General features: G+C 64.0%; 15 protein-coding genes and 1 pseudogene. 11 read left to right on the top strand and 5 right to left on the bottom strand.

Annotated features, from left to right (window positions below; translation table 11 throughout):
• The first annotated feature begins 64 nt into the window (after positions 1-64).
• Positions 65-844, top strand: a complete 780-nt coding sequence (locus IM701_RS12075) for an SDR family oxidoreductase (protein ID WP_039337751.1) — start codon at positions 65-67, stop codon at positions 842-844.
• A 21-nt stretch (positions 845-865) separates the two neighbouring features.
• On the opposite strand, the gene IM701_RS12080 is transcribed toward IM701_RS12075, so the two are convergent.
• Positions 866-1,855 carry an MBL fold metallo-hydrolase gene (locus tag IM701_RS12080; RefSeq protein WP_193827065.1) on the bottom strand — a complete coding sequence of 330 codons (990 nt, stop codon included), beginning with the start codon at positions 1,853-1,855 and terminating at the stop codon, positions 866-868.
• Positions 1,856-1,951: 96 nt separating this feature from the next.
• Positions 1,952-3,064, bottom strand: a complete 1,113-nt coding sequence (locus IM701_RS12085; protein ID WP_039337714.1) for an S-(hydroxymethyl)glutathione dehydrogenase/class III alcohol dehydrogenase — start codon at positions 3,062-3,064, stop codon at positions 1,952-1,954.
• A gap of 99 nt (positions 3,065-3,163) precedes the next feature.
• Between IM701_RS12085 and IM701_RS12090 the strand changes: the two genes are divergently transcribed.
• The 9 genes and pseudogenes from IM701_RS12090 to IM701_RS12130 all read left to right on the top strand — a co-directional run bounded on the left by IM701_RS12090 (position 3,164) and on the right by IM701_RS12130 (position 13,108).
• Positions 3,164-4,051 carry a LysR family transcriptional regulator gene (locus IM701_RS12090; protein WP_039337715.1) on the top strand — a complete coding sequence of 296 codons (888 nt, stop codon included), beginning with the start codon at positions 3,164-3,166 and terminating at the stop codon, positions 4,049-4,051.
• A 117-nt stretch (positions 4,052-4,168) separates the two neighbouring features.
• Positions 4,169-5,449 (top strand): MFS transporter, encoded by a 1,281-nt coding sequence (locus IM701_RS12095; protein WP_193827066.1) that lies wholly within the window; start codon positions 4,169-4,171, stop codon positions 5,447-5,449.
• A 206-nt stretch (positions 5,450-5,655) separates the two neighbouring features.
• A complete protein-coding gene (locus IM701_RS12100) occupies positions 5,656-6,456 on the top strand; it encodes a thioesterase family protein (protein ID WP_230487691.1) in 801 nt (266 codons plus the stop codon).
• 10 nt (positions 6,457-6,466) lie between these two features.
• Positions 6,467-7,699 carry a serine hydrolase gene (locus IM701_RS12105; RefSeq protein ID WP_193827067.1) on the top strand — a complete coding sequence of 411 codons (1,233 nt, stop codon included), beginning with the start codon at positions 6,467-6,469 and terminating at the stop codon, positions 7,697-7,699.
• 44 nt (positions 7,700-7,743) lie between these two features.
• Positions 7,744-8,982 (top strand): annotated as a pseudogene (locus tag IM701_RS12110) (3-hydroxyacyl-CoA dehydrogenase NAD-binding domain-containing protein); the annotation flags it as partial.
• Positions 8,983-8,995: 13 nt separating this feature from the next.
• Positions 8,996-10,588 (top strand): class I adenylate-forming enzyme family protein, encoded by a 1,593-nt coding sequence (locus IM701_RS12115; protein WP_193827069.1) that lies wholly within the window; start codon positions 8,996-8,998, stop codon positions 10,586-10,588.
• A gap of 3 nt (positions 10,589-10,591) precedes the next feature.
• Positions 10,592-11,767, top strand: a complete 1,176-nt coding sequence (locus tag IM701_RS12120; RefSeq protein ID WP_193827070.1) for an acetyl-CoA C-acyltransferase — start codon at positions 10,592-10,594, stop codon at positions 11,765-11,767.
• A gap of 67 nt (positions 11,768-11,834) precedes the next feature.
• Positions 11,835-12,560 carry a hypothetical protein gene (locus IM701_RS12125; protein WP_156451886.1) on the top strand — a complete coding sequence of 242 codons (726 nt, stop codon included), beginning with the start codon at positions 11,835-11,837 and terminating at the stop codon, positions 12,558-12,560.
• Between the two features lie 23 nt (positions 12,561-12,583).
• Positions 12,584-13,108: a hypothetical protein gene (locus tag IM701_RS12130; RefSeq protein WP_156451885.1), complete on the top strand. Its 525-nt coding sequence runs from the start codon at positions 12,584-12,586 to the stop codon at positions 13,106-13,108.
• A 191-nt stretch (positions 13,109-13,299) separates the two neighbouring features.
• Here IM701_RS12130 and IM701_RS12135 read toward each other — a convergent pair whose 3' ends face one another.
• Positions 13,300-13,725: a DUF983 domain-containing protein gene (locus tag IM701_RS12135; RefSeq protein ID WP_193827071.1), complete on the bottom strand. Its 426-nt coding sequence runs from the start codon at positions 13,723-13,725 to the stop codon at positions 13,300-13,302.
• Between the two features lie 5 nt (positions 13,726-13,730).
• Positions 13,731-15,113, bottom strand: a complete 1,383-nt coding sequence (der, locus tag IM701_RS12140; protein ID WP_193827072.1) for a ribosome biogenesis GTPase Der — start codon at positions 15,111-15,113, stop codon at positions 13,731-13,733.
• Between the two features lie 124 nt (positions 15,114-15,237).
• On the opposite strand from der, the gene IM701_RS12145 reads away from it, so the two are divergent.
• Complete coding sequence (locus tag IM701_RS12145) at positions 15,238-16,008, top strand: CHAP domain-containing protein (protein ID WP_193827073.1); 771 nt, start codon at positions 15,238-15,240, stop codon at positions 16,006-16,008.
• Between the two features lie 54 nt (positions 16,009-16,062).
• Here the strand turns inward: IM701_RS12145 and mmsB are convergent, their stop codons facing one another.
• Positions 16,063-16,932 (bottom strand): 3-hydroxyisobutyrate dehydrogenase, encoded by an 870-nt coding sequence (mmsB, locus tag IM701_RS12150; RefSeq protein ID WP_062346936.1) that lies wholly within the window; start codon positions 16,930-16,932, stop codon positions 16,063-16,065.
• Positions 16,933-16,934: the final 2 nt, after the last annotated feature.

The raw sequence follows: 16,934 nt of genomic DNA on the forward strand, positions 1-16,934 counted from the left end.
GGGACTTGCGCGATCGGTCCCAACTTGCTTGGTTGACGCAAACGGAAAGCAGGAGAGCGGCACGATGGGCAGGGTTCAGGGCAAGAAGGCACTCGTCACCGGGGCAGCGCAGGGGCTTGGTGCCGCGCATGCGTGGATGCTGGCGCGCGAGGGCGCACGGGTCCTGCTGACCGACATCAACGGCGATGGCGCAGCGGCACAGGCCGAAGCGATCAACGCCGAACTGGGCGCCGGGACGGCCTTTGCCATGCGCCACGACGTGACCAAGGAAAGCGATTGGGACGCAGCGATTGCGCTGGCGGCGGAAAAGCTGGGCGGACTTTCGGTGCTGGTCAATAACGCTGGCGTTGGCGTGCGCGGGAATATCGAAACCTGCACGCTGGAGGAATGGCATCGCGGCTTTGCGATCAATGTCGATTCCGTTTTTCTCGGCTGCCAGAAGGCCCTGCCCCTGCTGCGCGACAACCAGCCTGCCTCGATCGTCAACATCAGCTCGATCGCCGGCCTGATCGCTTCGGACACCATGCCCGGCTATAATGCCAGCAAGGCGGCGGTGTGGATGCTGACCAAATCGGTTGCGCTCTATTGCGCCAAGCGCGGCTGGGACGTGCGCTGCAATTCGGTGCATCCCACGTTCGTTGACACGCCGATCCTTGACGGCATCGCGACGAATGCGAACATCGACAAGGACGTGGTCATGGGCAAGCTCGCCCGCCAGATCCCCTTGGGCCGCGTGGGCGAACCGGACGACATTGCTGCGGGCGTGCTTTACCTCGCCAGCGATGAAAGCCGCTTCATGACCGGGGCAGAACTGAAGCTCGACGGCGGGATTTCGGCGATGTGAGGCTTGCCGTTCGACGGCCTGTTATTTGCAGGCGACGTCGAATGACTGGACATCGATCGCGAGTTCGACCGGGCCTGAATAGCTTCGGCTGATGCCTTCGCGCAGTCGGGCCTCGTAATGGGCAAGCGGTGCCGGCGGGATGGCGAAGTGCGTCAGAACAAGCCTCGACACATTTGCCCTTGCGGCGAGGCCGCCAAGATCGACCGGCGTGATGTGATGCGTCGAGAGGTGCTTGCTCATGGACTGAAACAAGGCTTCGGGCATGTCGGGGCGCGTCTTGCGGATGGGCGCAAGTATCGGATCGAGATCGATGACTTCGCTGACGAGCAAGTCGGTGCCGGTTGCGAGTTTCTCGAACGCTGTGCTCGGGCCAGTGTCACCGGAATAGGTGATCGATCGCGAGCCGAGCTGAAACCGGTAGCTGAGCGAAATTGCCCGGTCGGCCTTCCCTGAGGCCGATTCATCGTAATGGGAATTCTCGATAGCAGAGATTTTCACGTTGCCTGCCCAGACCTGATCGCCCGACCGCAATTCGACGACTTTTACGGTCTCCGTCGGGGGGGTGCTCTTTTGCCCGAGCCCGAAACCTACGCGCGACTGCGGGCCCATCGTGGTAATGATCCCGTCCACAATCTCGCGCGTGCCGGGCGGGCCATAAATGGTCAACTGGCCAGGCATGTTGTTCATCCAGCGCAGGCCTATGACCGCAGGCAGTCCGCCAGTATGATCCATGTGGTGATGACTGATGAAGACGGCATTGATGCGAGTCAGATCAAGGCCGCGACGTGCAAGTTGCACCACCGTACCGTCACCAGCATCCACCAGTGCGGAGAAGTCATCGGCGGTGAGCAGGTTGGCAGGTTCTGATCGGTCAGGGGTCGGCACCGGCCCACCCGCGGTTCCCAGCGTCATCCATCGCAATGGCGGACAGGTTTCAGCCGCAGCAGCCTGTTGTGCACACAGGCAGGCAAGCGCCGCAAGCGCAGCGGAAACACATGCTCTGATGGCCATCACGAAAATCCTCTCACCGATACGTTATCTGGCCGCCTTCATCCCGGGATTGCGGGCGCTTTACAATCCCGGGAGTTCCAGACGCAGCAAACCGGTTTAAAATACCACGACCGAGCGGATCGACTTGCCGGCGTGCATCAGGTCGAATGCGGTGTTGATGTCCTCAAGGCCCATGACGTGGGTGATCATGGGGTCGATCTCGATCTTGCCGGTCATGTACATGTCAACGATCTTGGGCACGTCGGTGCGGCCCTTGGCGCCGCCGAATGCGGTGCCGCGCCAGTTGCGACCAGTGACGAGCTGGAACGGGCGGGTGCTGATTTCCTTGCCGGCTTCGGCCACGCCGATGATGATGGAGGTGCCCCAGCCGCGGTGGCAGGCTTCCAGCGCGGTGCGCATGACTTCGGTGTTGCCGGTTGCGTCGAAGGTATAGTCGGCGCCGCCGTCGGTCATCTGGACGATCTTGGCCACGGTGTCCTCGCGGCTCATGCCCTTCGAGTTGAGGAAGTCGGTCATGCCGAACTTGCGGCCCCATTCCTCGCGATCGGGGTTGATGTCGACGCCGATGATCTTGTTGGCGCCGGCAAGGCGCGCGCCCTGGATCACGTTGAGGCCGATGCCGCCGAGACCGAAGACCACGACGTTGTCACCCACCTGGACCTTGGCAGTGTTGACGACGGCGCCGACGCCCGTCGTCACGCCGCAGCCGATGTAGCAGGCCGACTGGAACGGCGCGTCCTCGCGGATCTTCGCCACCGCGATCTCTGGCAGGACGGTGAAGTTCGAGAAGGTGGAGCAACCCATGTAGTGGAAGATGGTCTGCCCCTTGTAGGAGAAGCGGCTGGTGCCATCGGGCATCAGGCCCTGCCCCTGTGTGGCGCGGATCGCGGTGCACAGGTTGGTCTTGCCCGAGAGGCAGCTTTTGCACTGGCGGCATTCCGGCGTGTAGAGCGGGATCACGTGATCGCCGGGCTTTACCGAGGTGACGCCGGGGCCGACTTCACGCACCACGCCCGCACCTTCATGGCCGAGCACGCTGGGGAAGATGCCTTCGCTGTCGAACCCGTCGAGCGTGTAGGCATCGGTATGGCAGACGCCGGTGGCCATGATTTCGACCAGAACCTCGCCAGCCTTGGGGCCTTCAAGGTCGAGCTCGACGATTTCGAGCGGCTGCTTGGGCGCGAACGCTACGGCGGCGCGGGTCTTCATGGTGTCCGGTCTCCCTTTGGATGTGGCGGCGCGTTAGCATAATTGCTACGGCAGTGTTAAATTGCACAATATGCGAAACACTGTTGCAAGACGAGAATAATGAGCAATCGCTGGGACGGGATAGATGAAGTGGTGGCGGTTGCCGATACCGGCACCTTCGTGGCGGCGGCAAAGCGGCTGGGGACATCGACTTCCCACGTGAGCCGGGCCGTGGCGCGGCTGGAGCAGAGCCTTGGCGCGCAGTTCTTCCACCGCACGACGCGGGCTGTTAGCCTGACGGACACCGGGCGCACGCTGGTCGACCAGTTTCGCCGCCTGATTGCCGAGCGCGACGAGGCGATTGCCATGCTCGACTTGCAGGGCGAACCGCAGGGCCACTTGCGCATCACCTGCCCGACCGCGCTGGGCGAGCGCTTCGTTGCGCCGATCGTGCGCGCCTATGTGCAGGATTATCCGAAGCTTTCGGTGGACCTTGACCTCTCGAACCGCGTGGTTGAGCTGGTCTCGGAAGGGTACGATCTGGCCATTCGCACCGGCACCCTGCCGGACAGCCGCCTGATCCGCACGCAGATCGCCACGCGCGGGATCGTCACTTGCGCTTCGCCAGCGTACCTGGCCGCGCATGGCACGCCCGAGACGGTGGACGACCTCGAGGCGCATGACTGCATCCCCGCGACGCTCGACATGTGGCGCTATCTGGTGGACGGCGAAGTGCGCACGGTGCGACCACGAGGGCGCTGGCGGTGCAGCAACGGGACAGCGGTCTTCGATGCGGCGATGGCGGGGTTGGGCCTGTGCCAGTTGCCCGAATTCTACGTGAGCAGGGCGATTGCCGAAGGCGCGCTGGTCGAAGTCCTGTCGCAGTTCAGGCCCGAGGTCGATCCGATCTGGGCGGTCTACCCGCAGCGGCGGCACTTGCTGCCCAAGGTTCAACGGATCATCGAAAAACTGCGGCGCGAACTGGCCCCGGCCATGGCGGCGGGTTGAAATGGCGCGCGTTCTGTGAGAACGTTCACAGGAATAGCTATGCAACAAGCATGACAAGGCTGTCAGCGGTGGCTAGAAGGCGCGATACGCCAAATATGGCTGGGTGAGGAGAGATACGTGGCAGGCAGCAATGCACATTCAGGTTCGCAGAGGGCCGCGTTCATCGCGGTTACCGTGCTGTTCTTTGCCTGGGGTTTCATCACCTCGCTGATCGATCCGCTCGTCGCCGCAGTGAAGGGCATCTTCACGCTGACCACGCTGGAAGCACAGCTTTCGGCCTTTGCCTTCTTTATCGCCTATGGCGTGATGAGCTTCCCGGCGGCAGCGATCATCGGACGCCTGCGCGCCGTTCCGGCGATCCTGCTGGCGCTGGCAACGATGGTCGTGGCCTGCCTTGTGATGCTTGCTGCGGCCAACATCGCGTCATACCCGCTGGTGCTGGCCGGACTGTTCATGCTCGCTGCGGGCATCACGGTGCTGCAGGTTGCCGCGAACCCGCTGGCCGCAGCGCTCGGCAAGCCCGAAGGCAGCCATTTCCGACTCACGCTTTCGCAGACGTTCAATTCGTTCGGCACCTTCCTTGGCCCGGCCCTTGGCGCATCGCTGTTTCTCAAGGGCGTGGAGGTTTCGGAAGGCACCGCGCTGACGCCTGAAGTGCGCGAGGCGGCGCTGGCCGGGATCGACCGCGCCTACTTCTGGATCTGCGGACTGCTGATCGTGCTGCTGGCGTTCTTCTTCGTCAACCGCGCGCGCATTTCGGCGGCGGCCCCTCCAGCGCAGCCGACCGGCGGCATCGGCGCTCTGCTCGGCCAGGCGTTCTCGTCGCGCTGGGCGGTGCTGGGTGCGGCTGCGATCTTCATCTACGTGGGCGCGGAAGTGACCATCGGCACGCAGATGGCATTCTACCTCAACAACCCAGGCATCTGGAATGTCAGCCTCGAACAGGCGGGCAAGGCCGTGTCGTTCTACTGGGGTGGCGCCATGGTTGGCCGCGCGATCGGCACGGTGCTGCTCGCCCGCTTCCCGGCGGCACGGCTGATGACCCTGTTTGCTGCGATTGCCGCGGCCATGTGCGCCTATCTGTTCCTCGTCGGCGGCGTTTCGGCGGGATACGTGGCGCTGGCGATCGGGCTGTTCAATTCGATCATGTTCCCGGTGATCTTCACGCTGACGCTGGAGCGTTCCTCGGCCAGCGAAGAGGCGACCTCGGGGCTGCTGTGCACCGGCATCATCGGGGGCGCGCTGATCCCGGCGCTGGCCGGTGGAGTGACGGATGCGGCTGGCATCTTCGCTTCGTTCCTTGTGCCGCTGGTTTGCTACGTGCTGCTGGTCGTGTTTGCAGCGAGCGCGGCAAAGGCGCCGATCCTGCGCCGCGCAAGTGGCGAAAGCATGCACTGATCCGCATTACCTGACGACACGAGAACACGTCGGCCCCGGTCCTTGCGCCGGGGCCGAATTTTTTTGGCCGCCCGAGGCCGTGCGTGCCGTAGCGTAAGGGCCTCGTTCCGGCTCGGACCGGCGCCCACCCCCTTTCCCTTTACGTAAACTTCCACTAGCTCTTGGGTCACAGAGTCGTTCCAGCGACAGGCGACCGGGAGAGAGCATTGGAAGCTGCAATCGGCATGGACGCACAAGCGATCGGCACAATCGCGAAAGGGCTGGCGGGAGCCGGTCCCGACTTTTCCGTGCGCGGCGTTGACGGCTGGCTGCAGGGGCGCACGATGTATGGCGGGGCATCCTCGTTCCTCGCCTATGCCGCGGCCCGCAAGGCGCGGCCCGACCTGCCGCCGTTGCGCGGGGGCCAGATCAGCTTCCTCGCCCCGGTGGGGTCCGACCTGGACATCACCGTAGCAAGCCTGCGCGAAGGCAAGAGCGTGGCCAACATCCAGACCGACATGACAAGCGGGGGCACGCTGGCGCATCGTGCCGCGTGGGTATTCGGCAGTGCGCGGCCATCGAACGGATCCGTCACGCCGCAGCGCGCGGAAAACTTCATATCCCATACCGAGATGGAGGAACTGGGTTCGCCCGAGGGGCTGCACTTCATCCAGAAATTCGAACTGCGCCGCGGCGAAGCAAAGGAAGATCGGCGTCCGGGCGTTGTGCGGCGCTGGGTGCGTCTGCGCGACCGTACCGAACTGGATCCCATCGGAGAGCTGGTGCTGATCGGCGATACTCTGCCGCCCGGATCGATGCGCGCGATGGAGCGCAGAGGCCCGATCAGCTCGATCAACTGGGCGTTCACCCTGCTGGGAGACTCCCCGCAAACGCGCGACGGCTGGTGGCTGCTCGAGACAGCTTCGAACCACATGGCCGAGGGCTTCAGCAGCGAGAGCTTGCGCATGTGGAACGCCGACGGTGTGCAGGTGATGCACGGCCTGCAGAGCGTGGCAATCTTTGGCTGAGGGGAAGGACATGGAACTGGCCGACGCGCAATCGCTGGGGTTCGAGCCTGACCGGCTGGACCGGATCGGAGCCTATCTCGACGAGCACTATATCGCCAGCGGGCGCTTGCCGGGGCTCGACGTGCTGGTCGCGCGCGATGGCGAGGCGGTCTATCGCCACACCGCGGGCCGTGCGCGCGAGGACGGGACGCCGATGGCGGTGGATACGATCTGCCGCATAGCCTCGATGACCAAGCCGCTGACCTCAGTCGCATTCATGATGCTGGTCGAGGAAGGCAAGGTTGCGCTCGACGATCCGGTGACGAAAGTGATCCCGGAGTTTGCCAGCCTTGGTGTCTATGCCGGAGGCGGCGGCGAGGTGGATTTCATGCCCGTCCGCCCCGCCCCGGTGATGCGCATGGTCGACCTGATCACGCACCAGTCGGGGCTGACCTACGGCATCCAGAACCGCACCAACGTGGACGCCGCCTATCGCAAGGCGCGGCTGGACGGGCACGCCAGCCTGCCCGGCAACGACCATTTCGTCGAGCAACTGGCCAAGTTGCCGCTGGAGTTCGAGCCGGGACAGGCGTGGAACTATTCGGTGGGCACCGACGTGCTCGGCGTGGTGGTGGCGCGGCTTTCGGGGATGAACCTTGGCGAGTTCCTGCGCACACGCATCTTCCATCCGCTGGGCATGGTCGACACCGGGTTCCATTGCCCCGACGACAAGGCGCATCGGCTTGCCGATGCCTGGGCCTACCAGGCCGGGCAGCCGCCGCAGTTGTTCGATCCCGCCGAGAAATCGGGCACGCGCCGGGTGCCACGCTTCGAAAGCGGAGGCGGTGGGTTGCTTTCCACGACCGCCGATTACCACCGCTTCTGCCGCATGCTCGTGAACGGCGGCGCGGCAGACGGGGTGCGTATCCTCAGCCCCAAGACGCTCCAGTTGATGACCGCCAACCACCTGCCCGGCGGCGCGGATCTGACGCAGGTGTCCAAGGCACTGTTCAGCGAGGCCTACAACGCGGGCGCTGGATTCGGCCTTGGCTTCGGCATGACCATCGACCCGGCGAAGGCGCTGGTGCCGGGGTCAGCCGGCGAGTTCTACTGGGGCGGCATCTTTTCGACCGCGTTCTTCGTGGACCCGGTGGAGAAGGTCCACGCGGTCTTCATGACCCAGCTCTACCCTTCGTTCATCTATCCCATCCGGCGTCAGTTGAAGACGCTGATCTACAGCGCGCTGGCCACCAGCCGCGCCTGATCCAGCTTTAGGAGAGAACCACGATGTCCGACCCCATCCCCGGTGCCAAGGAGCACATCGACGCCGCTCGGAAGCTGGCAGCGACCATCGACGATATCCCGGCTGACACGCAGCTGCTTCCCATCAACCGCGTCGGCGTGATCGGCGCTGGCACGATGGGCGGCGGCATCACCATGAACTTCCTGACGGCGGGCATTCCGGTGACCATCGTGGAAATGACGCAGGAAGCGCTCGATCGCGGCGTTGCCACCATGCGCAAGAACTACGAGAACACCGTCAAGCGCGGAAAGATGGAGGCCGCAGACGCCGAGGCCGCGATGGGCCGGCTGACGCCGACGCTGGACTTCGGGGCGCTGGCCGAGGCCGATCTGGTGATCGAGGCGGTCTATGAAAGCATGGACGTGAAGAAGGACGTGTTCGGCCGGCTCGACAACGTGGCCAAGCCGGGCGCGATCCTCGCCTCCAACACCAGCTATCTCGACATCGACGAGATCGCCAGTGTCACCTCGCGCCCGGAAGCGGTGCTGGGCATGCACTTCTTCTCGCCCGCCAACGTGATGAAGCTGCTTGAAGTCGTGCGCGGCAAGGCGACGGGCAAGGCGCAGCTGGCAACGGTGATGGCGCTTTCGGTGAAGATCGGGAAGGTGCCGGTGGTCTCGGGCGTGTGCCATGGCTTCATCGGCAACCGCATGCTCTCACCCCGTCAGGCGCAGGCCCATGCGCTGATCATGGAAGGCGCGAACTATTGGGACGTGGACGAGGCGCTGCTCGAATTCGGTTTCCCGATGGGGCCGTGGCAGATGGCCGATCTTGCCGGTGTGGACATCGGCTGGCACCGCGATCCCAATCGGATCGAGACATTGCGCGATGCGCTGTGCGCGGTCGGCCGCTGGGGGCAGAAGACGAAGAAGGGCTTCTACGACTACGACGACAACCGCCAGCGTTCGCCTTCGGACGAAGTGAAGGCGATCATCGCCGATTTCGCCCAGAAGGAAGGCAAGCCACAGCGCTCGATTGACAAGGACGAGATCCGCGAACGCCTGCTCTATCCGATGATCAGCGAAGGCGCGCTGATCCTTGAGGAAGGCATTTCGCAGCGGGCGAGCGATATCGATACCGTCTGGCTCAACGGCTATGGCTGGCCTGCATGGACCGGCGGGCCGATGTTCTGGGCCGATCATATCGGGCTCGATACCGTGGTCGCGGGCCTGAAGAAGCACGGCCTTCCCGTCGCACCCCTGCTGGAGCGCAAGGCGGCTGCAGGCGAGAAGTTCAACGGCTGACCGGAGAACTGCGATGCGGATCGAGGATATCGTCGAGAGCGAGTTCACGCCGCTGAGCGACATTCTGCGCGCCCATGCCGCAAGGCGGGGTGATGCGGTGGCGCTGGCGGACGAGAACCGCACTGTCGGCTGGGCCGAGATGGACGCCCTGCTCGACCGCATCGCCACGGCCCTGCAGCGCGAGGGCGTGCAAAGGCACGAGCCTGTGGCCATCGCGGCAATGAACGCGGTGACCACGGGCCTCGCTTTCCTCGGCGCGATCCGGGCAGGCGCGGTGGCAGCGCCGCTGACATCCACCGCGACGCCGGAAACGATCATCGCCATGCTTGAGGACAGCGGCAGCCGGGTGCTCTTGCTGGACAAGGAGATTTCTCACCGTCTCGCGGGGCTGGACCTGCCTGAAGGCGTGAAGCGCATCGCGCTGGACGACAGCGATGCAGGCGAGCCGTTCAGCACATGGATCGCCGAGGAAGGCGCCAAGCCGGAGGAGCGGACGCCTGCCCCCGGCGATCCGTTCAACATCATCTATTCCTCAGGCACCACCGGTGCACCCAAGGGCATCGTGCAGAGCCACAAGATGCGCCACGAATATGCCCGGCGCACCATCCCCGCAGGTTATGGCGACGATACGGCGGTGATCTGTTCGACCCCGCTCTATTCCAACACCACGCTGGTCAGCTTCCTTCCTGCCCTTACCGCAGGCGGCAAGGTGGTGCTGATGCGCAAGTTCGATGCGCGCACGTTCCTGCAATTGTCCGAGCGCGAGCGGGTGACGCACGCCATGCTCGTGCCGGTGCAGTACCGGCGGATCATGGAAGTGTCCGACTTCGACCGCTTCGACCTGTCATCCTACAAGCTCAAGTCCTGCACCTCTGCGCCCTTCCCCGCCTGGCTCAAGGCCGATGTGCTCAAGCGCTGGCCGGGCGGCCTGACCGATGGCTATGGCATGACCGAGGGCGGCGCGACGGCGATCCTGCTGGCGCACCTGCACCCGGACAAGTTGCACACCGTCGGCCAGCCTTCCCCCGGCCATATCATCAAGATCATCGACGAGGACGGCAACGAGCTGCCGCAAGGCGAAGTGGGCGAGATCGTCGGCCATTCGCCGATCATGATGAACGGCTATCACAACAAGGCCGACAAGACCCGCGAGGTCGAGTGGTACGATGCCGAGGGACGCCGCTACATCCGCCACGGCGATGTCGGCAAGTTCGACGAGGACGGCTTCCTGATCCTGATGGACCGCGCCAAGGACATGATCATCTCGGGCGGGTTCAACATCTACCCCAGCGATCTGGAGGCTGAACTGACGCGGCAGAGCGCGGTGAAGGAAGCCGCTGTGGTGGGCGTGGCTTCGGATGCCTGGGGCGAAACGCCATTGGCGGTAGTCGTTCTGGCTGATCCTTCGGCCGACCCCCAGGCCGTCCTGGCAGAAGCCAACAGACACTTGGGCAAGACGCAGCGCATTTCCGCGATCGAAGTGGTGGATGAACTTCCCCGCAGCCCGATCGGCAAGGTGCTCAAGCGCGAATTGCGCGACAGGTTCGGCGGCAATCCCATCCTCGCCGCCACATCGCTTGAAAAAACATCCCCAGCAGGAGCTTGAACCATGCGTGACGCCGTAATCGTATCGACCGCCCGCACGCCCATCGGGCGCGCCTACAAGGGCGCCTTCAACGCCACGCCGGGCGCAACGCTCGGCGCACTTTCCTTGCAGGCCGCCGTTGCCCGCGCCGGGATCGATCCGGCCGAAGTTGACGACGTGCTGTGGGGTGCAGCGCTGCAGCAGGGCGCGCAGGCGGGCAACATCGCGCGCCAGGTCGCGCTGCGTGCGGGCCTGCCGATCACCACATCGGGCATGAGCATGGACCGTCAGTGCTCGTCGGGCCTGATGACCATTGCCACCGCCGCCAAGCAGGTGATCATCGACCGCATGGACGTGGTTGCCGCAGGCGGCCAGGAATCGATCAGCCTGGTCCAGACCAAGGACATGCGCGTCGCCCCGGACAAGAGCCTGATGGCGATGCACAAGGCGATCTACATGCCGATGCTGCAGACCGCCGAGATCGTCGGACAGCGCTATGGCATCAGCCGCGAACAGTGCGACGAATATGCCCTGCAATCGCAGCAGCGCACCGCCGCCGCGCAAGCCTCCGGCAAGTTCGATGACGAGATCGTCGCGGTCGACACCTCGATGGGCGTCCAGAACAAGGAAACCGGGGAGATCACCTTCCAGGACGTCCACCTGACCAAGGACGAAGGCAATCGCCCCTCGACCACCATCGAGAACCTGCAGGCATTGAAGCCGGTGATCGAAGGCGGCATCGTGACCGCGGGCAACGCCAGCCAGCTTTCCGACGGATCGTCGGCCGTGATCGTGATGGAGGCAGACCTCGCCGCCAAGCGCGGGCTCACGCCTCTGGGCCGTTATGTCGGCATGGCGGTGGCGGGCACGGAGCCTGACGAAATGGGCATCGGCCCGGTCTTCGCCATCCCCAAGCTGCTGCAGCGCTTCGGCCTGAAAATGGACGACATCGGCCTGTGGGAACTGAACGAGGCCTTCGCCGTGCAGGTCCTCTATTGCCGCGACAAGCTGGGCATTCCCAATGACCTGCTCAACGTCAACGGCGGCTCGATCTCGATCGGGCACCCCTATGGCATGACCGGCGCCCGCTGCACCGGCCACGCCCTGATTGAAGGCAAGCGCCGGGGCGCGAAGTACGTCGTGGTGACGATGTGCGTCGGCGGTGGCATGGGCGCTGCGGGGCTGTTCGAGGTTCTGTAAGCTGATCGGCGCGGTGCTTGCCCCGAAGCGGTGCCGCGCCTACCCTACCCCCATGAACGATAACGAGATGGAACGCCCCTGGCCGCAGGCCGGGCGCGAGAGGCTGATCTATCCCTCGCCGGTGGGCTGGAAGGGCACCGACTTCGTCGACAACGAAGCCGAACTGCTCAAGCTGCTGAACCCGAAGACGGTGTTCATGATGGGCGACAATCCCGCCCTGCCGCGGATGCCCGAGCGGCCACGCCTGCTCGATTTCTTCCGCTGCCGCTTCGGCGACATCACCGTGCGGCACCTGCTGGTCAGCGCCAAGCGCGCGCTGGACGATGGGTTGCCGGAGAAGGTCGTGATGGCCTGCCTGCTGCACGACATTTCCAACGGCTGCCTGATCCGCGCCGACCACGGCTACTGGAGCGCGCAGCTGATCGCACCCTATGTCGATCCGGAAGTGGCCTTTGCGGTGAAGTACCACCAGGCACTGCGCTATGTGGCGGACGAAAGCGTCGGCTATGCCTACCCTGACAGCTACCACAAGTTCTTCGGGCCGGACTATCAGGTGCCCGAATACCTGCTGCGCGACGCCGAATACGCGCGCGGCCACGAATGGTACATGACCGCGAGGGCTGTGACGCTCTACGACACCTATTTCTTCGACGACTTTCCGGTGGTGGAGCCGGAGGAACTGGAAGGCGTCATCGCGAGGAACTTCCGCGAGCCCGAGGAAGGGCTGGGGTTTGACGGGTCGCCCACGGCGCATATGTGGCGGACGATGATCTGGCCGAATAATTTTTTGTGAGGGGGTGGCTGGCGGTCACCAAGTTGGAAGCAGAAGATCTGGATACGAAGGAGATTGCGAATATTCCGCAGTTGCCCCATTCATTCTCAATGAGCTGTCAATCGAGAAACGGGTCTGAAGGTGCTTGGTGGCAGCCATGCAACCAAGTTGCAGGTTTTAGATTGGGTGTGCCGATTGAAGATTACGATGATTTTCGATCGCTTCACTGTCTCGTCGAATCGGCAGACGAGATTGGTTCGGAGATATTTGACAGTCGTGATGGGTCATACACTGTTTTTGTAAAAGATCGTTTCGTGACAGGACTTTCGTCGCACAGGCATTTTTTGATCGGTGATGTGAACATTATCGGCATGCACAGTGTTGATGCTGTCGCATTGATTTTGAAATATTTTGGCTTGGAAAAGTCTGCTGCTGTGCACGATCAATGCTGGATTGAGGTGAGCAACGGCGTACAGCAGCGGTTTATAAACTTTGACGACATCTGCCTGTTTCTGACTGAAGATGCGAGCCTGACTATTATCACCGCAGATGCTTACGGCGGTGATTGATCCTCCGTAGCCAACCCCGCCCTTGACCCATTGTCGACATTTCACCAGCTCTGCCAGCGCCTAAAAGAAACGCCGTCACCCCGGACTTGATCCGGGGTCCCGCTTCTTCTGGCGGTGCGTAAAGGGCAAAAGCGGGACCCCGGGTCAAGCCCGGGGTGACGTAGGTTGGCCGAGTGTGTGCAGTCGCTGGACTAACCGACGCCTGCCTCACCCTTCCCTGCCCGCCCGGCAAAGCCGTGCATGCCCAGCCACCACTGCAGCGCAATCACGCCGCCCTTGGCGGGCTGGAGCAGGCCAACCAGCAGCGCCAGCGCCAGGACCGCCACGATCAGCATCATCGCCCAGCCCGGCAGGCCGGTGTGCAGGCCCAGTTCGATGATCACCGGGGCCATGATGTGGCCGGTCAGCAGGATCGAGATGTAGGGCGGGAAGTCGTCAGCCGCGTGGAGCGTCCAGTTCTGGCCGCACAGGCGGCAGCGCTCGACCGGCTTGAGGAAGCGCGTGAACAGGTGCGTGCCTCCGCAGCGCGGGCACTTGCCGCGCACGCCACGCCACAGCGCCGCGCCAAGTCCTTGCGGGAGCGAGGTGCGGTCGAGAGGCAGGGCTTCGGTGGGCATGACGCCTACTTCGCAAACGGGTTCTTGGGGCTGCGCAGGGTCAGGCGGATCGGCACGGCGTCGAAGCCGAGTTCGCGGCGGATGCCGTTGACCAGATAGCGGCGATAGCTTTCGGGGAGCTGATCAAGCCGGGTGCCGAACAGGACGAAGCCGGGCGGGCGCGTCTTGGCCTGGGTGATGTAGCGCAGCTTGATGCGGCGGCCGCCGGGGGCCGGGGGCGGGTTGGCGGCGAGCGCATCGTCAAACCAGCGGTTCAGTGCAGCGGTCGGCACGCGCTTCGACCATGCGGCGCGGATTTCGAACGCGGCCTTGAGCAGATCGTCCAGCCCCTTGCCGGTGCGGCCCGAGATGGCGAGCAGCGGCACGCCGCGCACCTGTGCGAGACCTTCATCGAGCGCCTTGCGGATGCCCTGGAACAGGCCGGAAGGGTCTTCGGCCACGTCCCACTTGTTGATCGCGATCATCAGCGCGCGGCCCTCTTCGAGCACCATCGAGGCAATCTTGAGGTCCTGATGTTCAAGCCCGCGCGTGGCATCAAGCGTGAGCACGACGACCTCGGCGAAGTCGATGGCGTGGCGGGCATCGGCGACCGAGAGCTTTTCGAGCTTGTCGGTGACCTGCGCCTTCTTGCGCATGCCCGCCGTGTCGATCAGGCGGACCGGGCGATAGCCTTCACGCTCGGGATCGAACCACTGCCAGTCAATCGCGATGGAATCGCGGGTAATGCCCGCTTCCGGCCCGGTGAGCAGGCGGTTTTCGCCCAGCAGCTTGTTGATCAGCGTGGATTTGCCCGCATTGGGGCGGCCGACGATGGCGAGCTTGAGGACGGATTCGGGATCGAATTCCTCCTCGTCACCTTCAACCTCGGCGTTTTCGTCCTCTTCGACCTGCTTGGGTTCGAGATGCGGGCGCAGCGCTTCAAAGAGGTCGGCGAGGCCCTGCCCGTGTTCGGCGGAGAAGGCGACCGGTTCGCCAAAGCCCAGCGCGAAGGCATCGTAGATGCCGGGATCACCCTGGCGGCCTTCGGCCTTGTTGGCCATCAGCACGATCGGCACGCGACTCTGGCGCAGGTAGCGGGCGATTTCCTCGTCAAGCGGGGTGACGCCGGCGCGTGCGTCGATCACGAACAGGGCGACATCGGCACCGACCAGCGAGGCTTCGGTCTGCTGACGCATGCGGCCGGGCAGCGTATCAGGATCGAGATCCTCCCAGCCGGCGGTATCAACGATGGTAAACTCAAGCCCGAGCAGTGTCGCATCGCCGAAGCGGCGGTCGCGCGTCACGCCGGGCTGATCGTCCACCAGGGCCAGCTTCTTGCCGACGAGGCGGTTGAACAGCGTCGATTTGCCGACGTTCGGGCGTCCGATAATGATGACTTGGGGGCGCATGGGCCTGCCGTGGCTGTTTAAGCGCATGAACGCAAGAGTGCGTTTAAGTGAGGGCAATTGATTATTGCGCCATTAACCATGGGTATAAGGTCCGCCATAACCTAACCTGCAGATATCTGCAGGAATGAGGGAAAAGATCTGCCGTTTCGGATTGCTCGGTGCGCTGGTCCTGCTGGGAACGGGTGCAAATGCCGCAGAATTCCGCGACTCTTCACGCCCTGGGACCGGGGACTACGATCAGGCCGAAGCCCTGCCCTATCTGCAATGCGTGCCCTATGCCCGCGAGGTCAGCGGCATCAAGATCTATGGCGATGCGCTGACGTGGTGGGATCAGGCCGAGGGTCGCTATGCCCGCGGTCACCGGCCAAAAGTGGGCGCGGTGATGAGCTTTGCACCTCATGGCCGGATGGAACTTGGCCACGTTGCCGCCGTCAGCCGGGTGATCGATTCGCGCACCGTGCTGCTGCGCCATGCCAACTGGTCGCCCATTGACGGACGGCGCGGGCAGATCGAGAACGACGTGCGCGCGGTGGACGTATCCGAGGCGAACGACTGGTCGGAAGTGCGCGTGTGGTATGCCCCCATCGGCAACCTTGGCACCACCGCATGGCCGGTGAACGGGTTCATCTATCCGGACAAGGCAGGCACGAAGGAGCGGCTGACGCTGCTTTCCAGCGCCAGCAAGGCGAAGGCGACAGAATCTCCGCGCGCCATCGGGGCGGATTTCCTCAAGGGCATCAAACCCGAGGTGGCGGTCAGGACATCGCCTGTACGGCGCGAGCTGTCCTATCGGTATGAGGCGCCCAAGACGGCGGTTGCAAGGCCCGTGGCCAAAGCTTCGGGTGGGCTGGCGAACGATCCGATCGGGCGGATCATTGCCGCGAAAACGCGCTGACGTTCCGTCACAACACCGAGGCCCCCGCCTGCGCGGGGGCGCCAGCTTGTTCGATCAGAGCGACTTGATGATGGCCGAGAAATCAAGGCCGGCGTTGCCCGCATCGGCGAAGGCCGAATAGAGCTCTTCGGCGCGCTGGCCCATCGGCACATCGGCCCCGGCATCCTTGGCAGCGGCCATGGCCAGCTTCAGATCCTTGAGCATCAGTGCGGTGGCAAAGCCGCCCTGATAGCCGTTGTCGGCCGGGCTTTGCGGGCCGACGCCGGGGACCGGGCAATACGAGGTCATCGACCAGCACTGACCCGAGGCCTTGGACGAGATGTCGTAGAAGGTTTGGAGATCAAGCCCGAGCTTCTCGGCCATGGCGAAGGTTTCGCACGTGGCGACCATCGAGGCGCCGAGCAGCATATTGTTGCAGATCTTGGCCGCCTGCCCTGCGCCGCTGGCACCGGCATGGATCACGGCCTTGCCCATGGCGGCAAGGATCGGCTCGGCACGGGCAAAGGCCTCGTCGCTGCCGCCGACCATGAAGGTGAGCGTGCCGCCATTGGCAGCTGCGATGCCGCCCGAAACCGGCGCATCGACCATGACATAGCCCGCAGCATCGGCTGCCGTGGCAACTTCGCGGGCAGTGGCGACGTCGATGGTCGAGCAATCGAGCAGCAGGGCCGAGGTCGGCGCGTGGCCGATCACGTCGGCGCTGTAGACCGACTTCACGATGGCGCCGTTGGGCAGCATCGAGACCACGGCATCTGCACCCTGCACTGCTTCCTTGACCGAGGTGTAGGTGGTGCAGCCGTTTTCCCTGGCGCGGGTCAGCGCCGCTTCGGCAAGGTCGAAGGCGTGGACGTCATGCCCCGCCTTGACGAGGTTCGCGGCCATGCCGCCGCCCATGTTGCCGAGGCCGATGAATGCGATTTTCATGG

The sequence above is a fragment of the Novosphingobium sp. ES2-1 genome, from assembly GCF_015169775.1.
GTDB lineage: Bacteria > Pseudomonadota > Alphaproteobacteria > Sphingomonadales > Sphingomonadaceae > Novosphingobium > Novosphingobium subterraneum.

Coding starts and splice junctions, on each gene's coding strand:
- IM701_RS12075 (WP_039337751.1), top strand. CDS start 65: ATGGGCAGGGTTCAGGGCAAGAAGGCACTCGTCACCGGGGCAGCGCAG.
- IM701_RS12080 (WP_193827065.1), bottom strand. CDS start 1,855: ATGGCCATCAGAGCATGTGTTTCCGCTGCGCTTGCGGCGCTTGCCTGC.
- IM701_RS12085 (WP_039337714.1), bottom strand. CDS start 3,064: ATGAAGACCCGCGCCGCCGTAGCGTTCGCGCCCAAGCAGCCGCTCGAA.
- IM701_RS12090 (WP_039337715.1), top strand. CDS start 3,164: ATGAGCAATCGCTGGGACGGGATAGATGAAGTGGTGGCGGTTGCCGAT.
- IM701_RS12105 (WP_193827067.1), top strand. CDS start 6,467: ATGGAACTGGCCGACGCGCAATCGCTGGGGTTCGAGCCTGACCGGCTG.
- IM701_RS12115 (WP_193827069.1), top strand. CDS start 8,996: ATGCGGATCGAGGATATCGTCGAGAGCGAGTTCACGCCGCTGAGCGAC.
- IM701_RS12120 (WP_193827070.1), top strand. CDS start 10,592: ATGCGTGACGCCGTAATCGTATCGACCGCCCGCACGCCCATCGGGCGC.
- IM701_RS12125 (WP_156451886.1), top strand. CDS start 11,835: ATGGAACGCCCCTGGCCGCAGGCCGGGCGCGAGAGGCTGATCTATCCC.
- IM701_RS12135 (WP_193827071.1), bottom strand. CDS start 13,725: ATGCCCACCGAAGCCCTGCCTCTCGACCGCACCTCGCTCCCGCAAGGA.
- der (WP_193827072.1), bottom strand. CDS start 15,113: ATGCGCCCCCAAGTCATCATTATCGGACGCCCGAACGTCGGCAAATCG.
- IM701_RS12145 (WP_193827073.1), top strand. CDS start 15,238: ATGAGGGAAAAGATCTGCCGTTTCGGATTGCTCGGTGCGCTGGTCCTG.
- mmsB (WP_062346936.1), bottom strand. CDS start 16,932: ATGAAAATCGCATTCATCGGCCTCGGCAACATGGGCGGCGGCATGGCC.